This is a genomic window from Streptomyces sp. NPDC002825 (genome assembly GCF_040295385.1).
Taxonomy (GTDB): domain Bacteria; phylum Actinomycetota; class Actinomycetes; order Streptomycetales; family Streptomycetaceae; genus Streptomyces.
In genome coordinates, this window is sequence record NZ_JBEOVH010000002.1 from 412,217 (window position 1) to 438,836 (window position 26,620).

The following is a 26,620-nucleotide window of genomic DNA, read 5'->3' on the forward strand; positions in this document are numbered from 1 at the left end:
CCAGGAAGGAAACCCCTCATGGTTCCCCTGCCCCGACGCCTACTGCGTCTCCTCACGGCCACCGCGTTGACGCTCACCGCGTGCGTCACCGCCTCCGCCCACTCGACCTCCGAGGCCGCGCCGGGCAGCCCGGCGCTCACCCCGCCCATGGGCTGGAACAGCTGGAACAGCTTCGGATGCGGGATCACCGAGGCACAGGTCCGCCAGGCCGCCGACACGATGGTGTCCTCGGGCATGAAGGACGCGGGCTACCAGTACGTCGTCGTCGACGACTGCTGGTTCGACCCGCAGCGCGACGCGGCGGGCAACCTCCGGGCCAACCCGACGACGTTCCCGAGCGGCATGAAGGCGCTCGGGGACTACATCCACGGCAAGGGCCTGAAGTTCGGCATCTACCAGGCGCCGGGCGAGCGCACCTGCGCACAGGGCGTGGGCACCTACCCCGGCTCCACCGGCAGCAAGGGCCACGAGGCCCAGGACGCCGCCGCCTTCGCCTCCTGGGGCGTGGACTACCTCAAGTACGACTGGTGCTCGGGCAGCGGCACCCTCGGTGAACAGGTCGAACGGTTCACGATCATGCGCGACGCCCTGCGCGCCACCGGCCGCCCGATCGTCTACAGCATCAACCCCAACAGCTTCCACGCCCCCACCGGCGCCACGTACAACTGGGGCGAGGTCGCCGACCTCTGGCGCACGACCGAGGACCTGCTCGACATCTGGCAGAACACCAACACCAACAGCTACCCGATGGGCGTCGGCAACGTTCTGGACATCACCGCGCCGCTGGCCGCGCAGTCGGGTCCGGGGCACTGGAACGACCCCGACATGCTGGTCGTCGGCCGGCCCGGCCTGTCGCTGACCGAGTCCCGCACCCACTTCGCCCTCTGGGCGCTGCTGGGCGCCCCGCTCATGGCCGGCAACGACATCCGCACCATGTCCGCCGACGTGAGCTCCATCCTGCGCAACCCCCGCCTGGTGGCGGTGAACCAGGACCCGCTGGGCGCGGGCGGACGCAGGGTGCGCGACGACGGCGGCACCGAGGTGTTCGCCAAGCCCCTGGCCGACGGCTCGGTCGCCGTGGGCCTGCTCAACAGGGGAGGGAGCGCGACGACCATCACCACCACGGCCGCTCAGGTCGGCCTCACCGGGCAGTCGTTCGCCCTCACCGACCTGTGGACCGGCGGCACGTCGAGCACCTCCGGCCAGATCTTCGCGAGCGTGCCCGCGCACGGCGTCGCCGTGTTCAGGGTGACCGGAGGGAGCCCGCAGGCCGCGACCACCGGACGCCTGCGCGGTACCGGATCGGGCCGCTGTCTGGACGTCGACCGCGCCTCCACCGCCGCCGGGACGCAGACGCTGATCTGGGACTGCCACACCGCCGCCAACCAGCTCTGGACCACGTGGGCCGGAGGCGAGATCCGCGTCTACGGCGACAAGTGCCTGGACGCCTCCGGCCAGGGCACCGCCAACGGCACACCGGTCGTCATCTGGCCCTGCAACGACCAGAACAACCAGAAGTGGACCGCGCAGGCCGACGGGTCGATCCGCAACGTCCACGCCGGTCTGTGCCTCGACGTGAACGGGGCCGGCACCGCCAACGGAACCCCTGTCGTCCTGTGGACCTGCAACGGCCAGAGCAACCAGAAGTGGACCACGCTCCCGTGACACGCGACCCCAAGGAAGGGAACCCCATGAAGAAACCCTGGATCCGCCCGCTGACCGCGCTCGTCGCCGCCGTGCTCGGAGTGACGGCGGCAGGAGCGGCCCCCGCCTCCGCCGCCTCCGACACACCTCTGCGGGTCATGCCGTTGGGCGACTCGATCACCTGGGGCGTGGGAAGCAGCACGGGCAACGGCTACCGGAGCCCGCTGTGGGACAGGCTCGCGGCGGACGGCCATCCGCTGGACTTCGTCGGCACGGTACGGGGCGGTTCGATGTCCGACCCCGACAACGAAGGCCACTCCGGATACCGCATCGACCAGATCGCCGCCCTCGCCGACGCCGCGCTGACCCGCTACCGGCCCAACGTCGTGACACTGCACATCGGCACCAACGACCTCCAAGGGGCCTCCGAGGTCAACACCGCCATCACCCGGCTGAAGTCGCTGGTCAACCAGATCACCACCGACGTGCCCGACGCAACCGTCCTCGTCGCCTCCCTGGTCGTGTCCACCAGCAGCTCCGAGGAGCAGCACCGGGGCGCGTACAACCAGGCCGTCCGCGACATCGTCACCGCCGCGCAGGCCGCGGGCAAACACGTCGCGTTCGTCGACATGAGCGGTCTGACCACGGCCGACCTGGCCGACCCCCTGCATCCCAACGACTCCGGCTACCGGAAGATGGCCGACGCCTTCCACCGGGGCGTCCAGGCCGCGGACGGTGCGGGCTGGCTGAGGAACCCCGCCCCCGCCCCCGCGCGCGTGCAGTCCGGCATCGCCGGCAAGTGCATGGACGTCAACGGCGCCGCCACCGCCGACGGGACCGCCGTCCAGACGTGGAGCTGCGGCGACGGTGCCAACCAGTACTGGTCCGCCTACACCGACGGCACCCTGCGCTCCCTCGGCAAGTGCCTCGACGCCGCCGGCGCCGGTACCGCCAACGGGACCAAGGTGCAGCTCTGGGCCTGCCACGGCGGCGCCAACCAGGTCTGGCAGCCCTACAACGGCGGCTACCGCAACCCCGCCTCCGGCCGCTGCCTCGACGTCCCCGGCTCCTCCACCGCCGACGGCACGCAGCTCCAGCTGTGGGACTGCCACGGCGGCGCCAACCAGAAGTGGACCGCCCTGACCGCCGGATGACGGCCGCTCCCGGGATCCGAAGCCCCGCCGGCCTCGGATCCCGGGAGAGCTCCGGCGCCAGGCGCGTCACAGTCCGCGGCTGTTCCGGCTCCTCGGAGGGGCCGCCGCCCCTGGGTGGGGAGGGGGCGGGCAGAGACCCGCGGGGGTGTCGTCAGTCCTCGGCGCCCAGGCGCCGCACCTCCGTCAGTGCCTCCTCCACCGCCCCCGGGATGTCCGTCACCGGGAAGCGCGCGTGGCGCACCACGCGGTCGCGGTCCACCACCAGCACGGCGCGCTTCAGCCGCAGCAGCTGTCCGGCGCGGAAGGTGGGCAGGCGCAGGGCGGCGGCGAGGCGCAGGTCGACGTCCGAGAGGAGCGTGAAGGGGATGCCCTCCTCGACCGCGAACACCCGCTGTTCGTCCGGGCGTTGGGTGCTCACGCCGCGCACCTCCGCGCCCGCCGCGCGGAAGTCCTCGTACGCGTCCCGGAAGAGCCGGTTCTCCAGCGTGCAGCCGACGGTGCCGGGAATGCCCGACCAGCCGTCCGGCAGGGGGCCGGGGGACCCGGTCGCCGGATAGCAGAACAGGACGGTGGCCACCTCGCCGGTCACCGGGTCCACCGGCTCGCCGTCCCGGTGGCCCGGCAGCTCCAGGCGCGGCAGCCGCTCGCCCGCCAGGCCCGCGACGCGCCGCGCCTCCGCGCCCGTCTCGTCGGCGGTGCCGCTGAGCGAGCCGTCGCCGAAGACCCAGCGGTCCGCCCAGTCCTGCATCGACAGCAGCACCGGCAGCAGCCCCCGGCCGCTCTCCGTCAGCCGGTACTCGTGCCGCACCGGTCTGTCCTGGTACGGGACCTTCTCCAGGATCCCCGTCTCCACCAGGTGCGCCAGGCGCTCGGTGAGCACCTTCCGGGAGATGCCCAGCTCCTCCTGGAGCGCGTCGAACCGGTGGTGTCCGCGCGCGGTCTCCCGGATCAGGAGCAGGCTCCACCAGTCGCCGACCACTGCCGCCGCATGCGCGATCGCGCACGCCGCGTCCCGCTCGGGCACCGACCTCATCACAGCGTCTCCACTCCTCCGCGCACGGCGGCCGCTCATCGGGACCATCTTGCGCCATGAGGTCGGTTCCCGATAGAAACCCACTCGGAGCGAGTGAGTTCCCAAAAGAGACTAATGAGACCCAGGGGGTGGGCGCCGTATGGGCGGAACACGAGCGATCCCGGAGCACGACCGACGCGACGACGAGCACGAGACCTCACCGCCGGGCGTCTTCTGGCGCTACTGGGCCGCCGCCACCGTCAGCGGCGCGGGCACCGCCGTCACCACCCTCGCCCTGCCCCTCGTCGCCCTCACCGTCCTCGACGCCACCGCCTTCGAGGTCGCCCTGCTCGCCGCCGCCGGACAGGTCTCCTGGCTGCTGCTCAGCCTCCCGGCGGGCGTCGTCGCGCAGCGCGTACCGCTGCGCCGGCTCCAGGTCGCGCTCGACCTCGTACGGTTCGCGGCGCTCGGATCGCTGCCGCTCGCCTGGTGGTTCGGCACGCTCACGTATCCGCACCTGCTGTTCGCGGCGCTCGTCACCGGCGCGGCGACGGTGCTGTTCGACATCGGCAACTCGACGTTCCTGCCCGCCGTCGTCCCGGCCCGGCAGCTGGCCGCCCGCAACAGCGTCATGTCCGGCACGCACGCCGTCACCGACACCGGCGGGCCCTCCCTCGGCGGCGTCCTGATCGGCGCCACCGGCCCGGTCGGCGCGCTCGTCGTGGACGCCGCCAGCTACCTGGCCTCGGCCGTGCTGCTGCGCACCCTCCCGGAAAGCCGCCCCGCGCCCCGCACCGGCGGGAGCGTGCTCCGGCTCATGAGCGAGGGCTGGCGGTACGTCACCGGGCACCCGGTCATGCGGCCCTGCATGATATGGGCGACCGCCGCCAACTTCCTCAACGCGGCCCTCGTCGCCCTCACCCCCCTCTACCTGGTCCGCGAGGCCGGCCTCGATTCCGTACAGCTCGGACTCGTCCTCGCCATGGACGGGGTCGGCGCGCTCGCCGGCGCCGCCGTCGCGGTCCGGGTGACCACACGCCTCGGCACCGCATGGGGCATCATCGCGGCCGACCTGGCCGGCGGCACGCTGCTCCTGCTCGCCCCGCTGACCACGTCGGCGGGGGACGCGTACTGGTTCGCCCTGGGAAACGCCGGCTTCGCCTTCGGCACCGTCATCGGCTCGATCACCACCCGCACCTACCGGCAGACCCAGTCGCCCCCGGAGCTGCTGTCCCGCGTGATGGCCACGGTCCGCTTCGTCTCCTGGGGCGCGCTGCCACTCGGTGCGCTGACCGCCGGCCTCCTCGCCACCTGGGCCGGCGCCCACACCGCCCTCTGGACGGTCTGCGCCGGCGCCTTCCTGCCCCCGCTCTACCTCTTCTCCACCGGGGTGGGCCGCCACCGCGACCTCGTCTGACCCCCGGATCCACGGGACCGGCGGACTCGCCCCGGCCCGCGTCCCCTGCTCCAGATCCCTTCGCGGATCCTGCCCCGTCGCCTCCCTCTCGGACGACACGCGGCGGACGTGCGCGAACGGGCCGAAGAACTCCTCCTTCGCGGCCTCGTTTCCCGGGAGGATGTCGACGAGGACGGTCGGCTCCGCATAGGGTGCCGTCCCGCCTGCCGCAGCCGGCCCTCCAGGCCCGCCATCCTCGACTCATCCGTTGACGGACACAGCGAACGGAGAACAACCGTGATTGTCGGAGTCCTCAAAGAGGCGCGGGCGGGTGAGCACCGCGTCTCGGCCACGCCGGCCACCGTCGAACAGATCCGCAAACTGGGGTACGACGTCGTCGTCGACTCCGGCGCGGGCGCCGCGGCCGGGTTCACCGACAGCGCCTACGAGGCCGCCGGAGCGACCCTCGGCCACGCGGCGGCCGCGGACGTGGTGCTGGGGGTGAACGCCCCGAGCCCGTCCCAGCTGGACGGGGTACGGCCCGAGGCGACGGTGGTCGCCCTGTTCGCGCCCGCCTTCGACCCGGCGATGGTGGAAGACCTGGGCAGGCGGCCGTTCACCGCGCTGTCGATGGACGCCGTGCCGCGCATCAGCCGGGCGCAGTCGATGGACGTCCTGTCGTCGATGGCGAACATCGCGGGCTACCGGGCCGTGGTGGAGGCCGCGCACGAGTTCGGGCGCTTCTTCACCGGTCAGGTGACGGCGGCCGGCAAGGTGCCCCCGGCGAAGGTGCTCGTCGCGGGCGCCGGAGTCGCCGGTCTCGCGGCGATCGGCACGGCCGGCTCGCTCGGCGCGATCGTACGGGCGACCGACCCGCGCCCCGAGGTGGCGGACCAGGTCCGCTCGCTGGGCGGCGAGTACCTGTCGATCGAGTCCCCCGAGGCGGAGGTCTCCAAGACCGGGTACGCCAAGGAGATGGGCGAGGACTACAAGGCGCGCGAGGCCGAGCTGTACGCCGCCCAGTGCCGTGACGTCGACATCGTCATCACCACCGCCCTGATCCCGGGGCGCCCCGCGCCGACCCTCGTCACCGCGGACATGGTGGCGAGCATGAAGCCGGGCTCGGTGATCGTCGACATGGCGGCCGCCAACGGCGGCAACGTCGTCGGCACCGTGAAGGGCGAGAAGACCGTCACCGAGAACGGCGTGACGATCCTCGGCTACACCGACCTCGCCGGGCGGCTGCCGGCGCAGGCCTCGCAGCTGTACGGCACGAACCTGGTGAACCTGCTGAAGCTGATGACGCCGGACAAGGACGGCCGGCTGGTCCTGGACTGGGACGACCCGGTGCAGCGCTCGATCACGGTCGTACGGGAGGGCGAGTCGGCATGGCCGCCCCCGCCCGTACAGGTCTCGGCCGCCCCGGCCCCGGCCCCCGCCGAGCCCGCCGCGGCGGTGGAGTCGCCGGTGAGGAAGCCGATGACGGCGGGGCGGAAGTTCGGCGGCGTGGCGCTGGCCGCGCTGCTGCTGTTCCTCGCCGCGGGGTTCGCCCCGGCGGCGCTGCTGCCCCACCTGACGGTCTTCGTCCTCGCCATCGTGATCGGCTACTACGTGATCGGACACGTCCACCACGCGCTGCACACCCCGCTCATGTCGGTGACGAACGCGATCTCGGGAATCATCGTGGTCGGCGCGCTCCTGCAGATCGGGCACGGCAGCACCGCGGTCACGGTGCTCTCGGCCGTCGCGATCCTGCTGGCCAGTATCAACGTCTTCGGCGGCTTCGCGGTGACGCGTCGCATGCTCGCCATGTTCAACAGGAGCTGACATGACTGCGACCCTCGCCGCGCAGGCCGCCTACCTCGTCGCCGCGCTGCTGTTCATCCTGGCGCTGGCCGGACTCTCCAAGCACGAGTCGGCCCGGCTCGGCAACGCCTTCGGCATGCTGGGCATGGGCGTCGCGCTCGTCGCGACGGTCGTCCTCGCCGTCGACGGCGACATCAGCACCGCGGGCCTGGGCCTGATGCTCCTCGCGATGCTGGCCGGCGGACTGATCGGCCTCCAGCGCGCCCGCGGCGTCGAGATGACCGGCATGCCCGAACTCATCGCGCTGCTGCACTCCTTCGTCGGACTCGCGGCCGTCCTGGTCAGCTGGAACGGCTACCTCGACGTCGAGCACCTGCCCGGCGGCCACGAGGCCAGGGACCTGGAGACGCTCGGCACGCTCGGCATCCACCACGCCGAGGTGATCATCGGCGTGTTCATCGGCGCGGTCACCTTCACCGGCTCCGTCGTCGCCAACCTCAAGCTCTCCGCGAAGATCGACTCCAAGCCGCTGATGCTGCCGGGCAAGAACGCCCTCAACCTCGGTGCGCTGGGCCTGTTCGCCGCCCTGACCGTGTGGTTCGTCATCGCCCCGGCCCTGTGGCTGCTGATCACCGTCACCGCCCTTGCGCTGGCACTCGGCTGGCACCTGGTCGCCTCGATCGGCGGCGGCGACATGCCGGTCGTGGTCTCCATGCTCAACAGCTACTCCGGCTGGGCCGCGGCGGCCTCCGGCTTCCTGCTCGGCAACGACCTGCTGATCGTCACCGGCGCCCTGGTCGGCTCCTCCGGCGCCTACCTCTCCTACATCATGTGCAAGGCCATGAACCGCTCCTTCGTCTCCGTCATCGCGGGCGGCTTCGGCATCGAGGCCCCCTCCGGCGCGGACGTCGACTACGGCGAGCACAACGAGATCACCGCCGAGAGCGCCGCCGAACTCCTCGCCGCCGCCCGCTCCGTGGTCATCACACCCGGCTACGGCATGGCCGTCGCCCAGGCGCAGTACCCGGTCGCCGAGCTCACCGCCAAGCTGCGCGCGAAGGGCGTCGACGTGCGTTTCGGCATCCACCCGGTCGCCGGCCGCCTGCCCGGCCACATGAACGTCCTCCTGGCCGAGGCCAAGGTGCCGTACGACATCGTCCTCGAAATGGACGAGATTAACGCGGACTTCGCCGACACCGACGTCGTCCTGGTCATCGGCGCCAACGACACGGTCAACCCGGCCGGCGCCGAGGACCCGTCCAGCCCGCTCGCCGGCATGCCGGTCCTCACGGTCTGGGAGGCGAACCAGGTCATCGTCTTCAAGCGCTCGATGGCCTCCGGCTACGCGGGCGTCCAGAACCCGCTCTTCTTCCGCGACAACACGGCCATGCTCTTCGGCGACGCGAAGGCGAGGGTCGAGGACATCGTCGGCGCGCTCTGACGTTGTGCGCTGTCGTGCCAAATCCTGGGCGCAGGGGGTCAACCCGGGCGGCCTGGTCGCTCGTAGCTTCGAGGAGTGCCGAGCCGCGGAAGCGGCGGGCACGTTAGCGACAGCTTCGAAAGGACCCCTCATGTTCGACGTCGACAAGGTGCAGGCCGCTCCGAGCAAGGACCTGCTCACGCCCGACAACTCGGTCATGCTCTTCGTGGACCACCAGCCGCAGATGTTCTTCGGCACCGGCAGCGGCGACCGTGCCGCGATCATCAACAGCACCGTGGGTCTCGCCAAGGCGGCCAAGGCCTTCGACGTCCCGGCCGTCCTGACCACGGTCGCCGCCGAGTCCTTCTCGGGCCCCCTGCTGCCGCAGCTCGCCGAGGTGTTCCCGAAGAACGAGATCATCGACCGCACCACCATGAACGCCTGGGAGGACGAGGCGCTCGTGGCGGCGGTCAAGGCGACCGGCCGCAAGAAGATCATCCTGTCGGGTCTGTGGACCGAGGTCTGCCTGGTGCTGCCCGCGCTCTCGGCGCTCGAGCAGGGCTACGAGGTGTACGTCGTGACCGACGCCTCCGGCGGCGTCAGCCCGGCCGCCCACGAGCACGCCCTGCAGCGGATGATCGCCGCCGGCGCCGTCCCGGTGACCTGGGTCCAGGTGCTCCTGGAGCTGCAGCGCGACTGGGCGCGTCAGGAGACGTACGGCGCCGTCATGGAGATCGTCAAGGCCCACGCGGGCGCGTACGGCCTGGGTGTCGTGTACGCGCAGAGCGTCATCGGCGCGCACGCGGCCGGCTGACCCCGGTGGACACCGGCATTCTGATCCTGCGTCTGCTGGTGGGACTGCTCGTCGCCGGCCACGGTGTGCAGAAGATCAGCACACACCTGGGCGGCAGGGGACTCGAGGGCGGCACCGAGGAGTTCCGTGCCGACGGCTTCCGCGGCGGAGCCCTCACCGCCCTCACGGCGGGCGGCGGCCAGATCGGCTCGGGCCTGCTGCTCGCCGCCGGCCTCCTGACCCCGCTCGCCGCGACCGGCACCATCGGGGTCATGACCGTCGCGCTCACCGTGAAGTGGCGCCACGGGCTCTGGGTGCAGAACGACGGATACGAGTACCCGCTCGTCCTCATCGGCACCGCCGCCGCCCTCGCCGCCACCGGCCCCGGCGCCTGGTCCCTCGACGCGGCCCTCGGACTCACGCCGTACCCGCTGTGGTGGGCCGCCCTCGCGCTCGCGGCCGGACTCGGCAGCGGACTCCTCACCCGGCTCGTGCTGCACCGGCTCCCCGCCCCGGCGAACGCCGAGCGCTGAGCGCGAGCCGCGCAGACCGGTCCGGTCGTCCGCAGCTCCCCGGCCGGACGGCCGGGCCGCGCAGACCGGGTCCGGTCGTCCGCATCCCCCGACCGGGCGGCCGGGCCCCTCCCACCCCTCTCCCGAACAGGAGCACCCGATGGACACCCTCACGACCCCGCACGGCGGCGGCCAGCCGCTGCTGCACCAGAAGGGCGCCGAGACCCAGGCGTTCGGCACGCTCAAGCAGCTGCCGATCGGCCTCGGCCACGACACCCGCATGTACGGCTGCCAGCGGCTGAACCGCGTGCTCGCCGACACGCAGATCCTCTACTCCCTCTACAAGAAGCACCACTGGCTCATGCGCGGAGCGACCTTCTACTCGCTCCACCTGATGCTGGACAAGCACGCTGACGCCCAACTGGCCATCGTGGACGCGCTGGCCGAGCGGGTCCAGAGCCTCGGCGGCGTCGCCGTCGGAGACCCGCGCCACGTCGCCGAGCTGACGACGGTCCCCCGCCCGCCGGACGGCGTCGAGCCGGTGCCCGTCATGCTGTCGCGGCTCCTCGACGCGCACGAGCGGATCCTGATCGACGCCCGGGACGCCGCCGCCCGGCTCTCCGCGGAGGGCGACGAGGGCAGCGCCGACCTGCTGGTCTCCGAGGTCATCCGTACCGGCGAGGCGCAGGTCTGGTTCCTGGCCGAGCACCTGGTGGACACCCCTCTGGTGCGCGGCTGATGGACACGTACGACGTCGTCGTGGTCGGCGGCGGACCGGGCGGTGAGGTCGTCGCCGACCGGCTCGTGCGGTCCGGCCTGACCGCCGTCGTCGTCGAGGCGGACGCGGTCGGCGGCGAGTGCTCCTACCGGGCCTGCGTGCCGAGCAAGGCGCTGCTGCGACCCGGCGCCGCCCGGGCGGAGGCCCGAGCGGTCGACGGGGCCCGGCAGACGGTCACGGCGGCACTCGACCCGGCGCCCGTGCTGGCCCGCCGCGACCGCTTCACCGGGCGCGGCGACGACACCGGTCAGGCCGACTGGCTCGACGGTGCGGGCATCGCGCTCGTACGGGGGCACGGACGGCTCGCCGGTGAGCGCCGGGTGGCGGTGACGGGGGCCGACGGCACCGTCCGCACCCTGCGGGCCCGGCGGGCGGTCGTGGTCTCCACCGGCACCGAACCCGCCCTTCCGCCGGTCGAGGGGATCGACCGGATCGGGGTGTGGACCAACCGGCAGGCCACCACGGCCGACGCGGTGCCCGAACGGCTCGTCGTCATCGGCGGGGGAGTGGTGGCCTGCGAGATGGCCACCGCGTGGCGCTCGCTCGGCTCCTCCGTCACCCTGCTCGTCCGCGACCAGGCGCTGCTCACCGGCTGGGAGCCGTGTGCCGGCGAGGAGGTCACCCGGGGGCTGAGCGATCTGGGCGTCACGATCCGCTTCGGGGTGTCGGCCGTACGGGTCGCCCGTGACGACGACACCCGCACCGTGACCGTGCACGCCGACGACGGCACCGCCCTCGACTGCGACGAGGTCCTCACCGCCGTCGGGCGGCGACCGCGCACCGCGGACCTCGGCCTGGACTCGGTCGGTCTGCCGGCCGGCGCATGGCTTCCGGTCGACGACACCTGCCGGGTCACCGGGGTCGACGGCGACTGGCTCTACGCCGTCGGCGACGTGAACCACCGGGCGCCGCTGACCCACATGGCCAAGTACCAGGCCCGCGCCTGCGCGGCGGCGATCGCCGAGCGGGCCGCGGGGCGCCCCGCCGACACCGGCGCCCGGCAGCCGTGGAGCGCGGAGGCCGACCGTCACGCCGTCCCGCAGGCCGTCTTCACCCGCCCCGAGGTCGCGAGCGTCGGGCTCACCGAACGCGCGGCACGCGAAGCGGGTCTCGCGGTACGGGCGGTGGAGTACCGCATCGACGACGTCGCCGGCGCCGCGCTCCACGCGGACGACTACCGCGGCCTCGCCAAGCTCGTCGTCGACGAGACCCGGGGAGTCGTCGTCGGCTGCACGCTCACCGGCCCGATGGCGACCGAACTCATCCACACCGCCACCGTGGCCATCGTGGGCGAGGTCCCCCTGGACCGCCTGTGGCACGCCGTGCCCGCCTTCCCGACGGTGAGCGAGGTCTGGCTCCGTCTCCTGGAGGCGTACGGCCTCTGAGGCGGGATCCGGTCCGTCCGCTCCCCTCCGGGAGGCGTACGGCTCCGAGGCCGGACCCCGCCCGGCCGGCCGCCTGCTCCTGGAGGCGTACGTCCTACGGCCTCCGAGGCCGGACCCGCCCGACCCCGCACCCGTCCGGCCCGATCGCCGCACACCCTCCCGCCCGCCGCACCCGCCCGGCCCGATCGCCGCACACCCTCCCGACCGCCCGAGCGCACCCGAACGCTCACCTCCCGACAAGGAAACCCCCATGCATCCCACGAGGCGCTCCCTCGCCCTCGGCCTCGCCCTGCCCGCGACGCTCGCCGCCCTCGTCGGCGCCGGACCCGCGAGCCGCCCGACCACCGCCGCGGGTGACGACCGGCACGAGCCCAAGCCCACCATCGTCCTGGTCCACGGAGCGTTCGCGGACGCCTCCAGTTGGAGCGGCACCATCCGGCGGCTGCAGCACGCCGGCTACCCCGTCCTGGCCCCCGCCAACCCGCTGCGCGGCCTCGCCGACGACACCGCCTACCTGCGCAGCGTGCTGGCCGCCGTCGACGGACCCGTCGTCCTGGTCGGCCACTCCTACGGCGGCGCCGTCATCAGCGGCGCCGCGGTGGGCGACAGCCGGGTGAAGGCCCTCGTCTACATCGCCGCCTTCACCCCGGACCAGGGCGAGAGCGCGGCCGAGCTCGCCGCCAGGTTCCCCGGCTCCACCCTCGGCGACACCGTGAACCCGCGGTCGTACCCGCTGCCCGGCGGCGGCACCGGCACCGAGCTCGTCATCGAACGGACGAAGTTCCACGCCCAGTTCGCCGCCGACGTCCCCACCGCCGACGCGGCCGTCATGGCCGTGAGCCAGCGCCCGGTCGCCACCACCGCCCTGGAGGAGAAGGCCGGCGAGGCGGCCTGGAGGACGATCCCGTCCTGGGCGCTGATCGCCACCGCCGACAAGAACATCCCGCCGGCCGCCCAGCAGTGGATGGCCCGTCGTGCCGGCTCGCACGTCACCGAAGTGGACGCGTCGCACGCCGTGGCCGTCTCCCGTCCGGCCGTGGTCACCCATGTGATCCTCGCCGCCGCGCGGGCGACCCGCTGAACCCCGAGCCCCCTCCCGTACATCCCGAAGGAGAACCCCACATGACGAACCGTCCGGTCCTCGAACCCGCCGCCCAGGCGTTCGCCGACGCCACCGCCCAGCCGCCGTACCTCTACCAGATCCCCGTCGCCGAAGGCCGCAAGGCCGTGGACGACGTCCAGAGCGGCGAAGGCGTTCCCCTGCCGGAGGTCGACGAGGAGTGGATCACCGTCCACGGCGGTCCGACCGGCGACGTCCGCGCCCGCATCGTCCGCCCCCGCGGCGCCACCGGCCCGCTTCCCGTCATCCTGTACATCCACGGCGCCGGCTGGGTCTTCGGCAACGCGCACACCCACGACCGGCTGGTCCGCGAACTGGCCGTCGGCACGCGGGCGGCCGTGGTCTTCCCCGAGTACGACCTCTCGCCCGAGGCGCGCTACCCCGTGGCGATCGAGCAGAACTACAGCGTCGCCCAGTGGGTCGCCCGCGAGGGCCACCACAAGGACCTCGACGGCACGCGGATCGCCGTCGCGGGCGACTCGGTCGGCGGCAACATGAGCGCGGCGCTCACCCTCATGGCCAAGCAGCGCGGTGACGTGAGGCTCGTCCAGCAGGTCCTCTTCTACCCGGTCACGGACGCGAGCTTCGACACCGACTCGTACCGTCGGTTCGCCGAGGGCTACTTCCTGCGCCTCGACGCCATGAAGTGGTTCTGGGACCAGTACACGACGGACGAGGCCGAGCGCGCGCAGATCACCGCCTCGCCGCTGCGCGCTTCCACCGAGCAGCTCACCGGCCTCCCGCCGGCCCTGGTCGTCACCGCCGAGGCCGACGTCCTGCGCGACGAGGGCGAGGCGTACGCGGCGAAGCTCCGTGCCGCCGGGGTGCCCGTCACCGCCCTGCGCGTCCAGGGCGTCATCCACGACTTCGTGATGCTGAACGCGCTGCGCGAGACCCAGGGCGCGGAGCTCGCCATCGGTGTCGCCACCGACGTCCTGCGGAAGGCCCTCGCATGACCACGACCGGGCCTTCGACGAGCATGCCGGTGGCGGGCCTCGTCCCCGCCCCGCGGCGGGAACTCGAGCACGCCGATCTCCTCGTCCGCAACGCCAAGGTGTTCACGGGTGACCCCGACCGGCCCGAGGCCCGCGCCGTCGCGATCCGCGACGGCCGGGTCGCGGCCCTCGGCGACGACCACGACCTCGCCCACCTCGTCGGGCCGGGCACCAAGGTCGTCGACGCTCTCGGCCGCCGCGTGATCCCCGGACTCAACGACTCGCACCTGCACGTCATCCGGGGCGGCCTCAACTACGTCCTGGAGCTGCGCTGGGACGGCGTACGCAGCCTCCGCCAGGCGCTGGCGATGCTGCGCGAGCAGGCCGGCCGCACGCCCAAGGGGCAGTGGATCCGGGTCGTCGGCGGCTGGACCGCCGAACAGTTCGCCGAGCGCCGGATGCCGACCGTCGCCGAGCTGAACGCCGCCGCCCCCGACACCCCCGTCTTCGTCCTGCACCTGTACCAGTCGGCGTTGATGAACCGGGCCGCCGTCAAGGCCGCCGGTTTCACCCGGGAGACCCCCGACCCGCGCGGCGGGCAGATCGTCCGCGGCCGGGACGGCGAACCCAACGGCGTGCTGCTCGCCGCGCCGAGCGCGCTCATCCTCTACTCGACCCTGGCGAAGGCCCCCGCCCTCGACGAGGCCGACAAGCGGACGTCGACGCGGCACTTCCTGCGCGAGCTGAACCGCTTCGGACTGACCTCGGCGGTCGACGCCGCCGGCGGGTTCCAGAACTTCCCCGACAACTACGCGACCGTCGTCGACCTCGCCAGGTCGGGGGAGCTGAGCCTCCGGATCGCCTACCACCTCTTCCCGCAGACGGCCGGGCAGGAGCTCGCCGACCTCAAGCGCTGGACCGAGATGGTCAAGCCGGGGGACGGGGACGAGTGGCTCAGGCTCAACGGCGCGGGCGAGAACCTGACCTGGGCCGCCGCCGACTTCGAGAACTTCTCCGAACCGCGGCCCGAACTCGGAGCCTATGAGCCCGAGTTCGAGCAGGCCGTCCGGCTCCTGCTCGAGAACGGCTGGGGGTTCAGGCTCCACGCGACCTACGACGAGACGATCCGGCGCGACCTGGCCGTCTTCGAGAAGCTCGCCGCGGAGGGACTCTTCCCCGGCGGCAACCGCTGGCTCTTCGACCACGCGGAGACGGTCTCGGCCGGCAGCCTCGACCGGATCGCCGCCCTCGGCGGCGCCGTCTCGGTCCAGAACCGGATGTCCTTCCAGGGCGCCGCGTTCCTCGACCGCTACGGCGCCGAGGCGGCCGCCCACACCCCGCCGGTCCGGGCCATGCTCGACCGCGGCCTGACCGTCGCCGCCGGCACCGACGCGACCCGCGTCTCCTCGTACAACCCGTGGGTAGCCCTCCACTGGCTGGTCACCGGGCGCACCGTCGGCGGCACCGCGCTCTACCCGGCCGGGAACCTGATCGACCGGGAGACCGCCCTCGGCCTCTACACCCGGGGCGGAGCGCGTCTCACCGGCGAGCAGGACGTCAAGGGCACCCTGCGGGAGGGCTGCTACGGCGACCTCGCGCTCCTCTCCGACGACTTCCTCACCGTGCCCGAGGAGGTCATCCCCGACATCGAGTCCGTCCTCACCGTCGTCGGCGGCCGGATCGTCTACGCGACCGCGGAGTACGAGGGACTCGACGAGTCCGTCCCGCCGGTGAGCCCCGCATGGAGCCCGGTCGCCCGCTTCGGCGGCTACCAGTCGGGCCAGGGGGGCGCCCACCAGGCATCGCTCGTGGCCGAGGCCGTCGCCGAGTCCGAGCAGCACCGCCGGTGGCGCGTCGCGCGCGGCTCCGTCCCCGAGACCACGCCGTCCTTCGTCGACCCCTGCTTCGACCACTGAAAGAGAGCCATCCGATGACTGCCGCCTCCCCGGCCGCCGACGGCGACGAGCAGGAACCCGCCGCGCCCCCGGGGCGCCGTTTCGAGCCGGACCTCCGGTCGATGACCCGGATCAACCTGCGCCCCATCGCCTCGCCCATGCCGCTCGGCTTCTTCACGATCGCCATCGCGTCCGTGATGACGGGCTGTCTCCAGCTCGGGATCTTCGGCGAGGAGGCGCGCACCGCCGTCGCCTTCACCGTGCTGCCGGCCTTCGTCCTCCAACTCCTGGTCAGCTTCCTGGCCTTCGGCGCCCGTGACGTGATCGCGGCCACGCTGATGGCGGTGTTCGCCGGCAGCTGGCTGCCGTACTCGCTGATCATGCTCAGCGGCGCGGCCGACGGCCTGAAGGTCCTCGGCGTCTTCAACCTGGCGCTCCTCTGCTTCGGTGCGCTGATGACCGCCGTGACCGGGCCCAAGCGGGCGCTGTGGCTCGTCCTCGCCGTCTCCCTGCCCCGCTGGGCGGCCACCGGCCTCGCGGGCGTCACCGGCGCCGAATGGCTGACGCGCACGTCCGGGGTGCTCGGGTTCGTGGTGGCGCTGGTCGCGATGTACACGGCGTTCGCCCTGATGCTCGAGGACATGCGCAGCGAGCAGGTCCTGCCGCTCGGCCGCAGCGGCCCCGCCCACCTCGCCGTGGAAGGCGACCTCGCCGTCCAGCTCCGCAACCTGGAACGCCAGGCGGGCGTGCGCCGCACCCTCTGACGCCGGCCACCGGCCCCCGTAACACCGCGACCCGACAGGAGCATTCATGGATCCCCAGGTCATCGACCGGCCCGAGAAGTCCCGGTACGAGATCCTCGCCGAGACCGACACCGGCGCCGAATCCGACACCGGCGGCAGCGGCGACGGCGACCGCACCGAGACCGCCGGCTTCGCCGAGTACCACCTCTCCGAGGGCGAGATCGCCTTCATCCACACCGAGATCGATCCCCGCTTCGGCGGCCGGGGTCTCGGCGGGCTGCTCGCCCGCGGCGCCCTGGACGACGCCCGGGCCCGTGGGCTGCGCGTCCTGCCGTACTGCCCCTTCATCCGCGGCTGGATCGGCAAGCACCCCGAGTACGCCGACCTGGTGCCCGAGGCGCGCCGCGCGCGCTTCGGGCTGTGAACCGGCCCCGGCCACCCTCCCCAGCCACTCACCGAGGAGTCCCCTCATGTCCCGACATGCCCGCCCCACCGTCGTCCTGGTCCACGGCGCCTTCGCCGATGCCTCCAGCTTCGCCCGCGTCATCCCCGAACTGACTGCCGCCGGCCTGGACGTGCTGGCTCCGGCGGTGCCCAACCGCAGCCTCGTCGACGACGCCGCGTACATCGCCTCCGTGGTCCGTGCCGTCGAGGGCCCCGTGGTCCTGGTGGGGCACTCCTACGGCGGCGCCGTCATCACCCTCGCCGGTGCGGAGGAGAACGTCCGCGCCCTGGTGTACCTCGCGGGATACGCGCTGAAGGAGGGCGAGAGCCTGGGCGAGCTGCAGGGCGGCTTCCCCGACTCCGGTCTCGCCGACGCGCTCGTCCACACCCCGTTCCCGGTGCCCGGCTCCACCGAGACCGGCACCGACGTCTCGGTGGCGGTCGACCGGTTCCCCGCCCTGTTCGCGGCGGACGTCGACCCCGACCTCGCCGCGGTGCTCGCCGTCTCCCAGCGCCCCCTGGCCGCACGGGCCTTCTCGGAGGCGGCACCGGTGGCCGCGTGGCGGACCAAGCCCTCCTGGGGCCTGGTCGCGTCCTCCGACCACACGATCAACCCCGATGTGGAGCGGTTCGGGTACGAGCGGGCCGGCATGACCACCGTCGAGGTCGACTCCTCCCACCTGGTCATGCTCTCCCAGCCCAAGGCCGTGGCGGAGCTGATCCTGGAGGCGGCCCGGTCCACGGGGCACTGACCCGGCGCCTGGACATCGAACGATTGGTCTATGTCGTTCGAACCCGGTAGCTTTCCGAAACGTCCGCCGAGATCACGCGGCGGGCGATCGGAGGAAGCACACCCATGAGGTTCGGCGCGAGGCTCGCGCTCGCCGTCATCACCCTCGCCGTCACCGCCACCGCCTGCGGCACCCCGCAGGACAGCGGTTCGCGCTCGCACACCACCGCGGACTGCGCACCGTACGGCCGCTACGGCAAGCACCCCGGCACCGTGGTCACCGTGTACGCGGAGAACCGGGACCGGGAAGCGGATCTGTTCGAAGAGACGTGGGCGGACTTCGCCGACTGCACGGGAATCGACGTCCGGTACGAGGGCGACGGGGAGTTCGAGGCGCAGATCCAGCTCAGGGTCGACGGCGGGAGCGCCCCTGACGTGGCGTTCTTCCCCCAGCCCGGCCTCATGGAGCGCTTCGCGCGGGCGGGGAAGCTGAAGCCCGTGAGCGCCGGCGTCGCCGCTCTCGCGCGGCAGGGCTGGTCGGCGGACTGGAACAGCTACGCGACCGTGGACGGCACCCTCTACGGCACACCGCTCGTCGCGAACGTGAAGTCGTTCGTCTGGTACTCCCCGAAGTTCTTCCGCGACAGGGGACTGAGCGTCCCCCGCACGTGGACCGAGCTGATGGCCGTGACCGAGAAGGTCGCGGCGTCGGGCGTCAAGCCGTGGTGCGCGGGCATCGAGTCCGCCGAGGCGACCGGCTGGCCCGTGACGGACTGGATCGAGGACGTCCTGCTTCGCCAGCAGGGCACGGACGTCTACGACCAGTGGGTGGCCCACGAGATCCCGTTCGACGACCCGCGGGTGATCAAGGCCATGGACACCGTGGGGTCCGTCCTCAAGAACGACCGGTACGCCAACGGCGGTTTCGGTCCGGCGAGGTCGATGGCGTCGATCTCCTTCCAGGAGGCCGGCGCCCCGGTCGTCTCCGGCGACTGCGCGATGCACCGTCAGGCCTCGTTCTACGCGGACATGTGGCCGAAGGGCACCGAGATCGGACCGGACAAGGACGTCTACGCCTTCCTCCTGCCGGGTGCCGACCCGGCCAGCCGCCCCGTCCTGGGCGGTGGGGTGTTCACCGCGGCGTTCGCCGACCGCCCCGAGGTGCGGGCGTTCCAGGAGTACCTGGCCTCCGCCGACTTCGCGAACGCGCGGATGAGGAAGGGACCGTTCGTCTCGGCGAACCAGGGCGTGGATCCGGCGAACGCCGCGACCCCGGTCGACAGGCTCTCGATCCAGCTGCTCCAGGACCCCAGGACCCAGTTCAGGTTCGACGGTTCGGACCTGATGCCGGCGTCGGTCGGCGCCGGGACGTTCTGGAAGGGAGCCGTCGACTGGATCGGCGGCGCGAGCACCCGGCAGGTCGCCGGCTCCATCGAGCGGTCCTGGCCGAGAAAGTGATGTCGTTCGACGCCGTCGCCCAGCAGCCCAAGCTGCTGTACCTGCTCCAGGGCGTCGCCGCCTTCGCGGCGGTCGTCTCCCTGATCCTGCTCGCCCTGCACCGCCGGCCGGTACGCAGGAGGGCCGCGGCCCTGATCCTGCTGGCCCCCGCGCTGCTGCTGCTCACGATCGGTCTTCTCCTGCCCGGTCTGCGCACCCTCGCGCTGTCGTTCACCGGCAGCGGGGGAGAGACGTGGGTGGGCCTCGACAACTACGCGTGGATGTTCACCGACCCCCATGCGCGGGTGGCGCTGCGCAACACCCTGGCATGGGTCGTGCTCGTGCCGCTGACGTCCACCGCGGTCGGTCTGCTCTACGCCGCGGCCGTCGCACGGTCGCGGTTCAGGACGTTCGCGCTGTCCCTGGTCCTGACGCCGATGGCGATCTCCTTCGTCGGCGCGGGCATCGTCTGGAAGTTCGTCTACGCCTACCGTCCCGCGGAAGCAGAGCAGATCGGACTGCTGAACCGGCTCGTCGTCGCGTTCGGCGGCGAACCGCGGCAATGGCTCGTCGACTCCCCCTGGAACGTCCTGTTCCTCATCGTGGCGATGGTGTGGACCCAGACGGGCTTCGCGGCCGTCCTGCTGGCCGCCGCGATCAGAGCCGTACCCCCGGAGCTGACCGAGGCCGCCCGGCTCGACGGCGCGTCCCCCGGGCAGGTCCTCCGGCGGATCACCCTGCCGTCGATCAGGCCCATGCTGCTCGTCGTCCTCCTCGCCCAGGCGATCGGCACCTTCAAGGCCTTCGACATCGTCAGGACCATGACCGGCGGACAGTTCGACACGGACGTCCTCGCACACGCCATGTACGACCAGGCCTTCCGCTACGGCGAGACGGGCCGCGGCGCGGCGCTCGCCGTGCTCCTCTTCCTCCTCCTCACCCCCTTCGTCGCCCACCAGCTCCGGGCGCGGCGGAGGACGCGGTGAACGGCGTCCGGGAGCGTCTGTCCTCCCGCGCCTTCACAGCGGTCGCCGTGGTGATCGCGGTCCTCTGGACGACACCGACCCTCGGTCTCCTGCTCTCCTCGTTCCGCCCCGAGGAGGAGATCAAGACCACGGGCTGGTGGACCGTCCTCGGTACGCCGAGGCTCACGCTCGACAACTACGGCGAGGTGCTGTCCGGCGGAGGGAACGGATCGGGGCGGCTCGCGGAGCACTTCGTCAACTCCGTCGTCATCACCGTTCCCTCGGTGCTGTTCCCGCTCGTCCTGGCCTTCTTCGCGGCGTACGCCCTGGCCTGGATCGACTTCAGGGGGCGCGACGCGCTCGTCGTCGGCATCTTCGCGCTCCAGGTCGTGCCGCTCCAGATGGCGCTCGTCCCGCTCCTGAAGCTCTTCTCCCAGGGCTGGCTGTTCCTGCCCGCGTGGCACCTCACCGGTCCCGCACGGTTCGGCCAGGTCTGGTTCGCCCACACCGCCTTCGCGCTGCCGTTCGCGGTGTTCCTGCTGCACAACTTCCTGGCCGGGCTGCCCCGGGACCTGATCGAGGCCGCCCGCGTCGACGGCGCCTCGCACGGGACACTGCTGCTCCGGATCGTGCTGCCGTCGGCCCGCCCGGCCTTGGTCAGCTTCGCCGTCATCCAGTTCGTCTGGGTCTGGAACGACCTCCTCGTGGCACTCACCCTCTCGGGCGGAACGGCCGAGACCGCGCCCATGACGGTCAGGCTGGCGAGCCTGGCCGGGACCTACGGCAACGACTGGCAGCGGCTCACCGCGGGAGCCTTCGTGGCCGCCGTCGTCCCGCTGCTCGTCTTCTTCTCCCTCCGGAAGCACTTCGCACGGGGACTGCTCGCCGGATCGGTCAAGGGATGAGCCCCGACCGCCCCGACGGGCGAGGCACGGCGACGGAACTGAGCCGACCCGGGCTCCGTGGCCGCGAGGCCGAACTGGAGCGGCTGCGCGCCCTGGTCGCGGCGGTGCGCGACGGTGAGGGAGGCGCCGTCGCGCTGCTTCTCGGCGAGCCCGGGATCGGGAAGACCGCGCTGCTGCGGGAGACCGTCTCGCTCGCGCGGGCCCAGGGATTCGTCGTCAGCCACGGACGCGCCGAGGAACTGCACGAACTGGCACCGCTGGCCTCCCTGGCCTCGGGGCTCCTGCACGGTGACCCGCCGCTGCTCTCCGGCACGGACTTCGCGGACCTCGCCGGCCACCACGACCAGCGCATCTGGCTCGTCGAACGACTGGCCCAGCTGATCGAGGAACGCTCGGCCGGCACACCCGTACTGATCGCGGTCGACGACGTCCAATGGGCCGACCCGCTGAGCCGTTTCGCCCTGAGCGTCATGCCGGCACGGCTGCTCAGCTCCCCCGTCCTCTGGCTGCTCACCAGCAGGGAGGATCCGGAGCTGTACGGGCAGGGGCCGCTGACGACGACCCTCCCCCTGCGGCCGCTGTCCCAGACGGCCCTGGCCGAGCTGGCCCGCGACGTCCTCGGCGGGGACGTGCCGACGCGGGTCGAGGAGTTCCTCGACGGAGCGGGCGGCAACCCCTTCCTCGCGGCCGAGATGCTCTCGGGCATCGCGGCGAAGGGCGCGGACGGACCGGAACCGCCCGAGCGGCTGGTCCTCGGCGTACGCGGCCGGCTGGCCGACCTCCGGCCGGACACCCTGCACTTCCTGCGGATCGGCTCGGTCCTCGGCCGCGCGTTCTCGCTCGCCGACGCCGCCGCCCTGTGCGGCCGGCCCGCCTCCGCACTGAGCGCCGAAGTGGACGAGGCGATCGCCGCCGCGCTCCTCGACGACGACGGCGATCGCCTCCTGTTCCGCCACGACCTGCTCCGCCAGGCGGTGTACGCCGACCTCGCCCCCTCCGTACGCCGCGCACTGCACCGGGAGGCCGCCGGCCGGCTCGTCGCGGCGGGCCGGAGCTCCGGCGACGCGGTCCCGCATCTGCTGAAGAGTGCCGAACCCGGCGACACGGAGGCGATCGGACTGCTCCGCACCGCCGCCGATGACGTGCTCGACGTGATGCCCGACCTCGCCGCCGACCTGGCCGTCCGCGCCCTGGAACTCGTACCGCCCCGTGCGCCCCTGGCGTACGACGTGGGGGAGCGGGCCGTCGTCGCGCTGACCCGCGCGGGCCGGTACGCGCAGGCACGGGACACCGGCGACGCGCTGCTCGCCCGGCAGCCGCCCCTGGACGTCTTCGCCCGTCTGCAGTCCGTGCTCGGCGACGCGCTCTGGCACCTCGACGACGTCCACGAGCTGGCCCGCCGTACGACGACGGCGCTGGCAGCCGTCACCGACCCGGCGATCCGCGCCCGGCTGACCGCCCGGCAGGCTCTGGCCCGGTCCCGCGGCAGCGACCTCGACGTCGCTCGTGAGACCGGGGAACGGGCGCTCGCCGAGGCGGAGCGGGCCGGTGACCGGGAGGCCCGCGTCCTCGCGCTGTGGGGTCTCGGCGAGATCGCCCTCAACGCGGGCGACTGCGCCGCCGCCGTCGAACACCACACGGCGCTCAGCGTGTTCGACGCCGCCTTCCTGCCCGAGGAGGCCGTCGCCCTGATCCACATGGACGACTTCGACGCCGTACGGCGACTGCTCCGGACCGCGGGCGACGCTCCGCTGCGCCCAGCCATGCTGAGCTGGGCCCAGGGAACCCTGAACCTGGGGCTCGGGCGGCTCGACGACGCGGACGCCGACTTCGTCACCGCCGAGCGTCTCGAAGCGGACCTCCAGGTACCCAACAACCTGGTCAACATCCGCGTCAACCGCGGTCTCCTCGCGATGCTGCGCGGTGACCGCAGGGCCGCGGGTGAACACCTGGATGTGGTGAGGGCGACCCTGGCCGACCGGCCGAACAAGGGAAACCACGCCGCGCACCGATACTTCGAGGCCGTCGTCGCCGACGCCGACGGCGACCACACGGCAGCGGCCGAGTTCCTCCGGCCGGTGCAGCGCGACCACCCCTTCCTCCGGTGGCGGCTCCTGCGCCCCCATGTCGTCCAGGCCGTACGGATCGCCCTGCGCGGCGGGGACCGGAAGCTGGCCGAGGACCTCGCCGCCCAGGCCGCCGCACACGCCCTGCGCAACCCCGCCGTGCCGACCGCCCAGGGGACGGCCGCCCACACGGCCGCCCTGGTGAACGCCGACCAGGGACTCCTGGGGCGGGCGGTGGACATCCTCCTGGACGGCCCCCGGCCGCTGTCCCTCGCGGCAGCCTCCGCCGACCTCGGGCGCGCGCTGCTGGCCTCCGGCGACCCCGCCGCGGCACCCGCCCTGACCAGGGCGCACGACCTCTACGCCCAGGCCGGGGCCGACGCCGAGGCCGAACGGGTCCGGGCCGAAACGGAACGGGCCACGAGCCGCCCCGGCCGGCGCACCCGCCGCCTCAGGCCGCGTACCGACCAGGGCTGGGAAGCGCTCACGGCCTCGGAACGGAAGGTGGCCCGGCTGATCGCCGCGGGCCACACCAACCGGTCGGCCGCGGAGGCCCTCGTCGTCTCCCCGCACACGGTCAACACCCATCTGGCGTCGATCTTCCGCAAGCTCGCGGTGCGCTCCAGGGTCCACCTGGCCCGGATCGTCCTCGCGGAGGACGACGCCGGAACGGCCACCGCCGACTGAGCGAACCCTGCGCCCGCGTGCAAGGTGTGGTGCGCGGTACGGCAACAGGAGACGCGGGGACGGTCCTAGCGTGAAGGGCACACCGCGCCGCTCCGACGCGCGGAACCGTCCACCCGAAACGAGGAAACCCCCATGCCGTACATCACCGTGGGCCAGGAGAACACCACCCCCATCGAGCTGTACTTCGAGGACCAGGGGGCCGGGCAGCCCGTCGTCCTCATCCACGGCTTCCCGCTCGACGGCCACTCCTGGGAGCGCCAGAGCGCCGCGCTCCTCGACGCCGGATACCGGGTGATCACGTACGACCGCCGCGGCTTCGGGCAGTCCTCGCAGCCGACCACCGGCTACGACTACGACACCTTCGCCGCCGACCTGAACACCGTGATGGAGACCCTCGACCTGAAGGACGCCGTCCTCGTGGGCTTCTCCATGGGCACCGGCGAGGTCGCCCGCTATGTGGCCTCGTACGGCTCCGGCCGGGTCGCCAAGGTCGCCTTCCTGGCCTCCCTCGAGCCCTGCCTGCTCAAGAGCGACGACAACCCGGAGGGCGTCGCCCCGAAGGAGTTCTTCGACGGCGTCGTCGCCGCCGTCAAGGCCGACCGGTACGCCTACTACACGGCCTTCTTCAACGACTTCTACAACCTCGACGAGAACCTGGGCACCCGCATCAGCGAGGAAGCCGTCCGCAACAGCTGGGACACCGCGGCCCGCGGCGGCTCCTTCGCCGCCTCCGCCGCTCCGGCCACCTGGTACACGGACTTCCGCGCCGACATCCCCGCCGTCGACGTGCCGGCCCTGATCCTGCACGGCACCGCCGACCGCATCCTCCCCGCCGAGGGCACCGCGCGCCCGTTCCACAAGGCGCTCCCGTCGGCCGACTACGTCGAGATCGCGGGCGCCCCGCACGGTCTGCTGTGGACCCACGCCGAGGAGGTCAACACCGCGCTCCTCGCCTTCCTGGCGAAGTGACGCCCCACCGTTGACCCGCCGGGGTGACGCCGGATCCTCCGGCGTCCCCCCGGCCCCGCGGTTCCCCGGAGCGGGAACCGGAACGAGCCCAGGAGAGCAGGCACCCCATGCAGTTCGGCATCTTCACCGTCGGGGACGTGACCCCCGACCCCACCACCGGTCGCACCCCGACCGAACGCGAGCGGATCAAGGCGATGGTCGCCATCGCGCTCAAGGCGGAGGAGGTCGGGCTCGACGTCTTCGCGACCGGCGAGCACCACAACCCGCCGTTCGTGCCGTCCTCCCCGACGACCCTCCTCGGGCACATTGCCGCCCGCACGGAGAACCTGATCCTGTCCACGTCCACGACGCTGATCACCACCAACGACCCGGTGAAGATCGCCGAGGACTACGCGATGCTCCAGCACCTGGCCGACGGCCGGGTCGACCTCATGCTGGGCCGCGGCAACACCGGTCCCGTGTACCCGTGGTTCGGACAGGACATCCGCCAGGGCATCAACCTCGCCAAGGAGAACTACGCGCTGCTGCGCCGGCTGTGGCGCGAGGACGTCGTGGACTGGGAGGGCACGTTCCGCACGCCGCTCCAGGCCTTCACCTCGACACCGCGGCCCCTGGACGGCGTCCCGCCCTTCGTCTGGCACGGCTCGATCAGGTCCCCCGAGATCGCGGAGCAGGCCGCCTTCTACGGCGACGGCTTCTTCCACAACAACATCTTCTGGCCCGCCGACCACACCAGGCGCATGGTGCAGCTCTACCGGCGCCGGTTCGCGCACCACGGCCACGGCACCCCCGAGCAGGCGATCGTCGGCCTGGGCGGCCAGGTCTTCATGCGGAAGAACTCCCAGGACGCGATACGGGAGTTCCGTCCCTACTTCGACAACGCGCCGGTGTACGGCCACGGCCCGTCGCTCGAGGACTTCACCGAGCAGACCCCGCTGACCGTGGGCTCGCCCCAGCAGGTCATCGAGCGGACCCTGTCGTTCCGGGAGACCGTCGGCGACTACCAGCGCCAGCTGTTCCTGATGGACCACGCGGGCCTGCCCCTGAAGACCGTCCTCGAACAGCTCGACCTCCTCGGCGAGGAGGTCGTGCCCGTCCTGCGGAGGGAGTTCGCCAAGGGACGACCGGCCGACGTGCCGGAGGCCCCCGTGCACGCGTCGCTCCGAGCCGTCGGGGAGGTGTCCGCCGCATGAGGCTGACCGTGGTCTCCGCCGGGCTGAGCACCCCCTCCTCCACCCGCCTGCTCGCGGACCGGCTGACCGAATCGGCCCGCGACGAACTCGCCGCCCGGGGGCACGAGACGTCGACCGAGGTCGTGGAGCTGCGCGAACTCGCCGGCGACATCGCCAACCACCTCGTGACCGGTTTCCCGCCCCCGCGACTGAGCGCCGCGATCGACGCGGTGACGGCCGCCGACGGCCTGATCGTCGTGACCCCCGTGTTCGCGGCCTCCTACAGCGGGCTCTTCAAGTCCTTCTTCGACGTGATCGACCCGGACGCCCTCACCGGGAAGCCGGTCCTGACCGCGGCCACGGGCGGAACCGCCCGCCACTCCCTGGTCCTGGAGCACGCCGTCCGCCCGCTCTTCGCCTATCTCCGCGCCGTCGTCGTCCCCACCGCCGTGTTCGCGGCATCCGAGGACTGGGGCTCGGGCGGAGACGAGTACACCGACGGCCTGCCCGGCCGGATCCGCCGCGCGGGCGTCGAGCTCGCCACGCTCATGGCGGCGCGCCCGGTCGGGGAAGAGCCCGAGGACGACGTCACCGTCCTCGAACGGCAACTCGCCGACCTGCGCTTCGACTGAGAAGGGCCCCCGCCCCGGCC

The 26,620-nt window shown here is 72.6% G+C and carries 23 protein-coding genes; 22 read left to right on the plus strand and 1 reads right to left on the minus strand.

Features of this window, described 5'->3' with window-relative positions:
• Positions 1-18: 18 nt before the first annotated feature.
• Both ABT041_RS04335 and ABT041_RS04340 read left to right on the plus strand, forming a co-directional pair.
• Positions 19-1,665 (plus strand): glycoside hydrolase family 27 protein, encoded by a 1,647-nt coding sequence (locus tag ABT041_RS04335; RefSeq protein WP_351178700.1) that lies wholly within the window; start codon positions 19-21, stop codon positions 1,663-1,665.
• Positions 1,666-1,691: 26 nt separating this feature from the next.
• The gene (locus tag ABT041_RS04340; protein WP_351178702.1) at positions 1,692-2,798 is read left to right on the plus strand and encodes a ricin-type beta-trefoil lectin domain protein; all 1,107 of its coding nucleotides are present in this window, start codon (positions 1,692-1,694) and stop codon (positions 2,796-2,798) included.
• 151 nt (positions 2,799-2,949) lie between these two features.
• Here the strand turns inward: ABT041_RS04340 and ABT041_RS04345 are convergent, their stop codons facing one another.
• Positions 2,950-3,831 (minus strand): winged helix-turn-helix transcriptional regulator, encoded by an 882-nt coding sequence (locus ABT041_RS04345; RefSeq protein WP_351178704.1) that lies wholly within the window; start codon positions 3,829-3,831, stop codon positions 2,950-2,952.
• A gap of 139 nt (positions 3,832-3,970) precedes the next feature.
• Between ABT041_RS04345 and ABT041_RS04350 the strand changes: the two genes are divergently transcribed.
• The 20 genes from ABT041_RS04350 to ABT041_RS04445 all read left to right on the plus strand — a co-directional run bounded on the left by ABT041_RS04350 (position 3,971) and on the right by ABT041_RS04445 (position 26,600).
• On the plus strand, positions 3,971-5,227 hold the full coding sequence (locus tag ABT041_RS04350; RefSeq protein WP_351178707.1) for an MFS transporter: 1,257 nt from the start codon (positions 3,971-3,973) through the stop codon (positions 5,225-5,227).
• A 276-nt stretch (positions 5,228-5,503) separates the two neighbouring features.
• Positions 5,504-7,033, plus strand: coding sequence for a Re/Si-specific NAD(P)(+) transhydrogenase subunit alpha (locus ABT041_RS04355; protein WP_351178710.1), 1,530 nt, complete (start codon positions 5,504-5,506; stop codon positions 7,031-7,033).
• Between the two features lies 1 nt (position 7,034).
• The gene (gene pntB, locus ABT041_RS04360; protein ID WP_351178713.1) at positions 7,035-8,453 is read left to right on the plus strand and encodes a Re/Si-specific NAD(P)(+) transhydrogenase subunit beta; all 1,419 of its coding nucleotides are present in this window, start codon (positions 7,035-7,037) and stop codon (positions 8,451-8,453) included.
• A 130-nt stretch (positions 8,454-8,583) separates the two neighbouring features.
• Positions 8,584-9,246: a hydrolase gene (locus ABT041_RS04365; RefSeq protein ID WP_351178716.1), complete on the plus strand. Its 663-nt coding sequence runs from the start codon at positions 8,584-8,586 to the stop codon at positions 9,244-9,246.
• 5 nt (positions 9,247-9,251) lie between these two features.
• Positions 9,252-9,758: a DoxX family membrane protein gene (locus ABT041_RS04370; protein WP_351178719.1), complete on the plus strand. Its 507-nt coding sequence runs from the start codon at positions 9,252-9,254 to the stop codon at positions 9,756-9,758.
• Between the two features lie 139 nt (positions 9,759-9,897).
• Positions 9,898-10,476, plus strand: a complete 579-nt coding sequence (locus ABT041_RS04375) for a Dps family protein (protein ID WP_351178722.1) — start codon at positions 9,898-9,900, stop codon at positions 10,474-10,476.
• Complete coding sequence (locus ABT041_RS04380; protein WP_351178725.1) at positions 10,476-11,900, plus strand: dihydrolipoyl dehydrogenase family protein; 1,425 nt, start codon at positions 10,476-10,478, stop codon at positions 11,898-11,900. The genes ABT041_RS04375 and ABT041_RS04380 overlap by 1 nt, the downstream gene beginning before the upstream one ends.
• Before the next feature lie 250 nt (positions 11,901-12,150).
• A complete protein-coding gene (locus ABT041_RS04385; RefSeq protein ID WP_351178728.1) occupies positions 12,151-12,981 on the plus strand; it encodes an alpha/beta fold hydrolase in 831 nt (276 codons plus the stop codon).
• Positions 12,982-13,022: 41 nt separating this feature from the next.
• Positions 13,023-13,976 (plus strand): alpha/beta hydrolase, encoded by a 954-nt coding sequence (locus ABT041_RS04390; RefSeq protein ID WP_351178731.1) that lies wholly within the window; start codon positions 13,023-13,025, stop codon positions 13,974-13,976.
• On the plus strand, positions 13,973-15,871 hold the full coding sequence (locus ABT041_RS04395; RefSeq protein WP_351178734.1) for an amidohydrolase: 1,899 nt from the start codon (positions 13,973-13,975) through the stop codon (positions 15,869-15,871). The genes ABT041_RS04390 and ABT041_RS04395 overlap by 4 nt, the downstream gene beginning before the upstream one ends.
• A gap of 14 nt (positions 15,872-15,885) precedes the next feature.
• Positions 15,886-16,614 carry a GPR1/FUN34/YaaH family transporter gene (locus ABT041_RS04400; RefSeq protein WP_351178737.1) on the plus strand — a complete coding sequence of 243 codons (729 nt, stop codon included), beginning with the start codon at positions 15,886-15,888 and terminating at the stop codon, positions 16,612-16,614.
• A 46-nt stretch (positions 16,615-16,660) separates the two neighbouring features.
• On the plus strand, positions 16,661-17,017 hold the full coding sequence (locus ABT041_RS04405; protein WP_351178740.1) for a GNAT family N-acetyltransferase: 357 nt from the start codon (positions 16,661-16,663) through the stop codon (positions 17,015-17,017).
• A 46-nt stretch (positions 17,018-17,063) separates the two neighbouring features.
• Positions 17,064-17,789, plus strand: coding sequence for an alpha/beta fold hydrolase (locus tag ABT041_RS04410; protein WP_351178743.1), 726 nt, complete (start codon positions 17,064-17,066; stop codon positions 17,787-17,789).
• A gap of 104 nt (positions 17,790-17,893) precedes the next feature.
• A complete protein-coding gene (locus tag ABT041_RS04415; RefSeq protein WP_351178746.1) occupies positions 17,894-19,225 on the plus strand; it encodes an ABC transporter substrate-binding protein in 1,332 nt (443 codons plus the stop codon).
• Complete coding sequence (locus ABT041_RS04420) at positions 19,225-20,190, plus strand: carbohydrate ABC transporter permease (RefSeq protein ID WP_351178749.1); 966 nt, start codon at positions 19,225-19,227, stop codon at positions 20,188-20,190. The genes ABT041_RS04415 and ABT041_RS04420 overlap by 1 nt, the downstream gene beginning before the upstream one ends.
• Entirely contained in the window at positions 20,187-21,074 is an 888-nt protein-coding gene (locus ABT041_RS04425; RefSeq protein WP_351178752.1) for a carbohydrate ABC transporter permease, read from the plus strand. Before ABT041_RS04420 ends, ABT041_RS04425 begins: the two co-directional genes overlap by 4 nt.
• Positions 21,071-23,827: a helix-turn-helix transcriptional regulator gene (locus ABT041_RS04430; protein WP_351178755.1), complete on the plus strand. Its 2,757-nt coding sequence runs from the start codon at positions 21,071-21,073 to the stop codon at positions 23,825-23,827. Before ABT041_RS04425 ends, ABT041_RS04430 begins: the two co-directional genes overlap by 4 nt.
• A gap of 132 nt (positions 23,828-23,959) precedes the next feature.
• Positions 23,960-24,796, plus strand: a complete 837-nt coding sequence (locus ABT041_RS04435; protein ID WP_351178758.1) for an alpha/beta fold hydrolase — start codon at positions 23,960-23,962, stop codon at positions 24,794-24,796.
• Between the two features lie 107 nt (positions 24,797-24,903).
• Complete coding sequence (locus tag ABT041_RS04440) at positions 24,904-25,989, plus strand: LLM class flavin-dependent oxidoreductase (protein ID WP_351178761.1); 1,086 nt, start codon at positions 24,904-24,906, stop codon at positions 25,987-25,989.
• Positions 25,986-26,600 carry an FMN reductase gene (locus ABT041_RS04445; RefSeq protein ID WP_351178764.1) on the plus strand — a complete coding sequence of 205 codons (615 nt, stop codon included), beginning with the start codon at positions 25,986-25,988 and terminating at the stop codon, positions 26,598-26,600. Before ABT041_RS04440 ends, ABT041_RS04445 begins: the two co-directional genes overlap by 4 nt.
• Positions 26,601-26,620 lie beyond the last annotated feature (20 nt).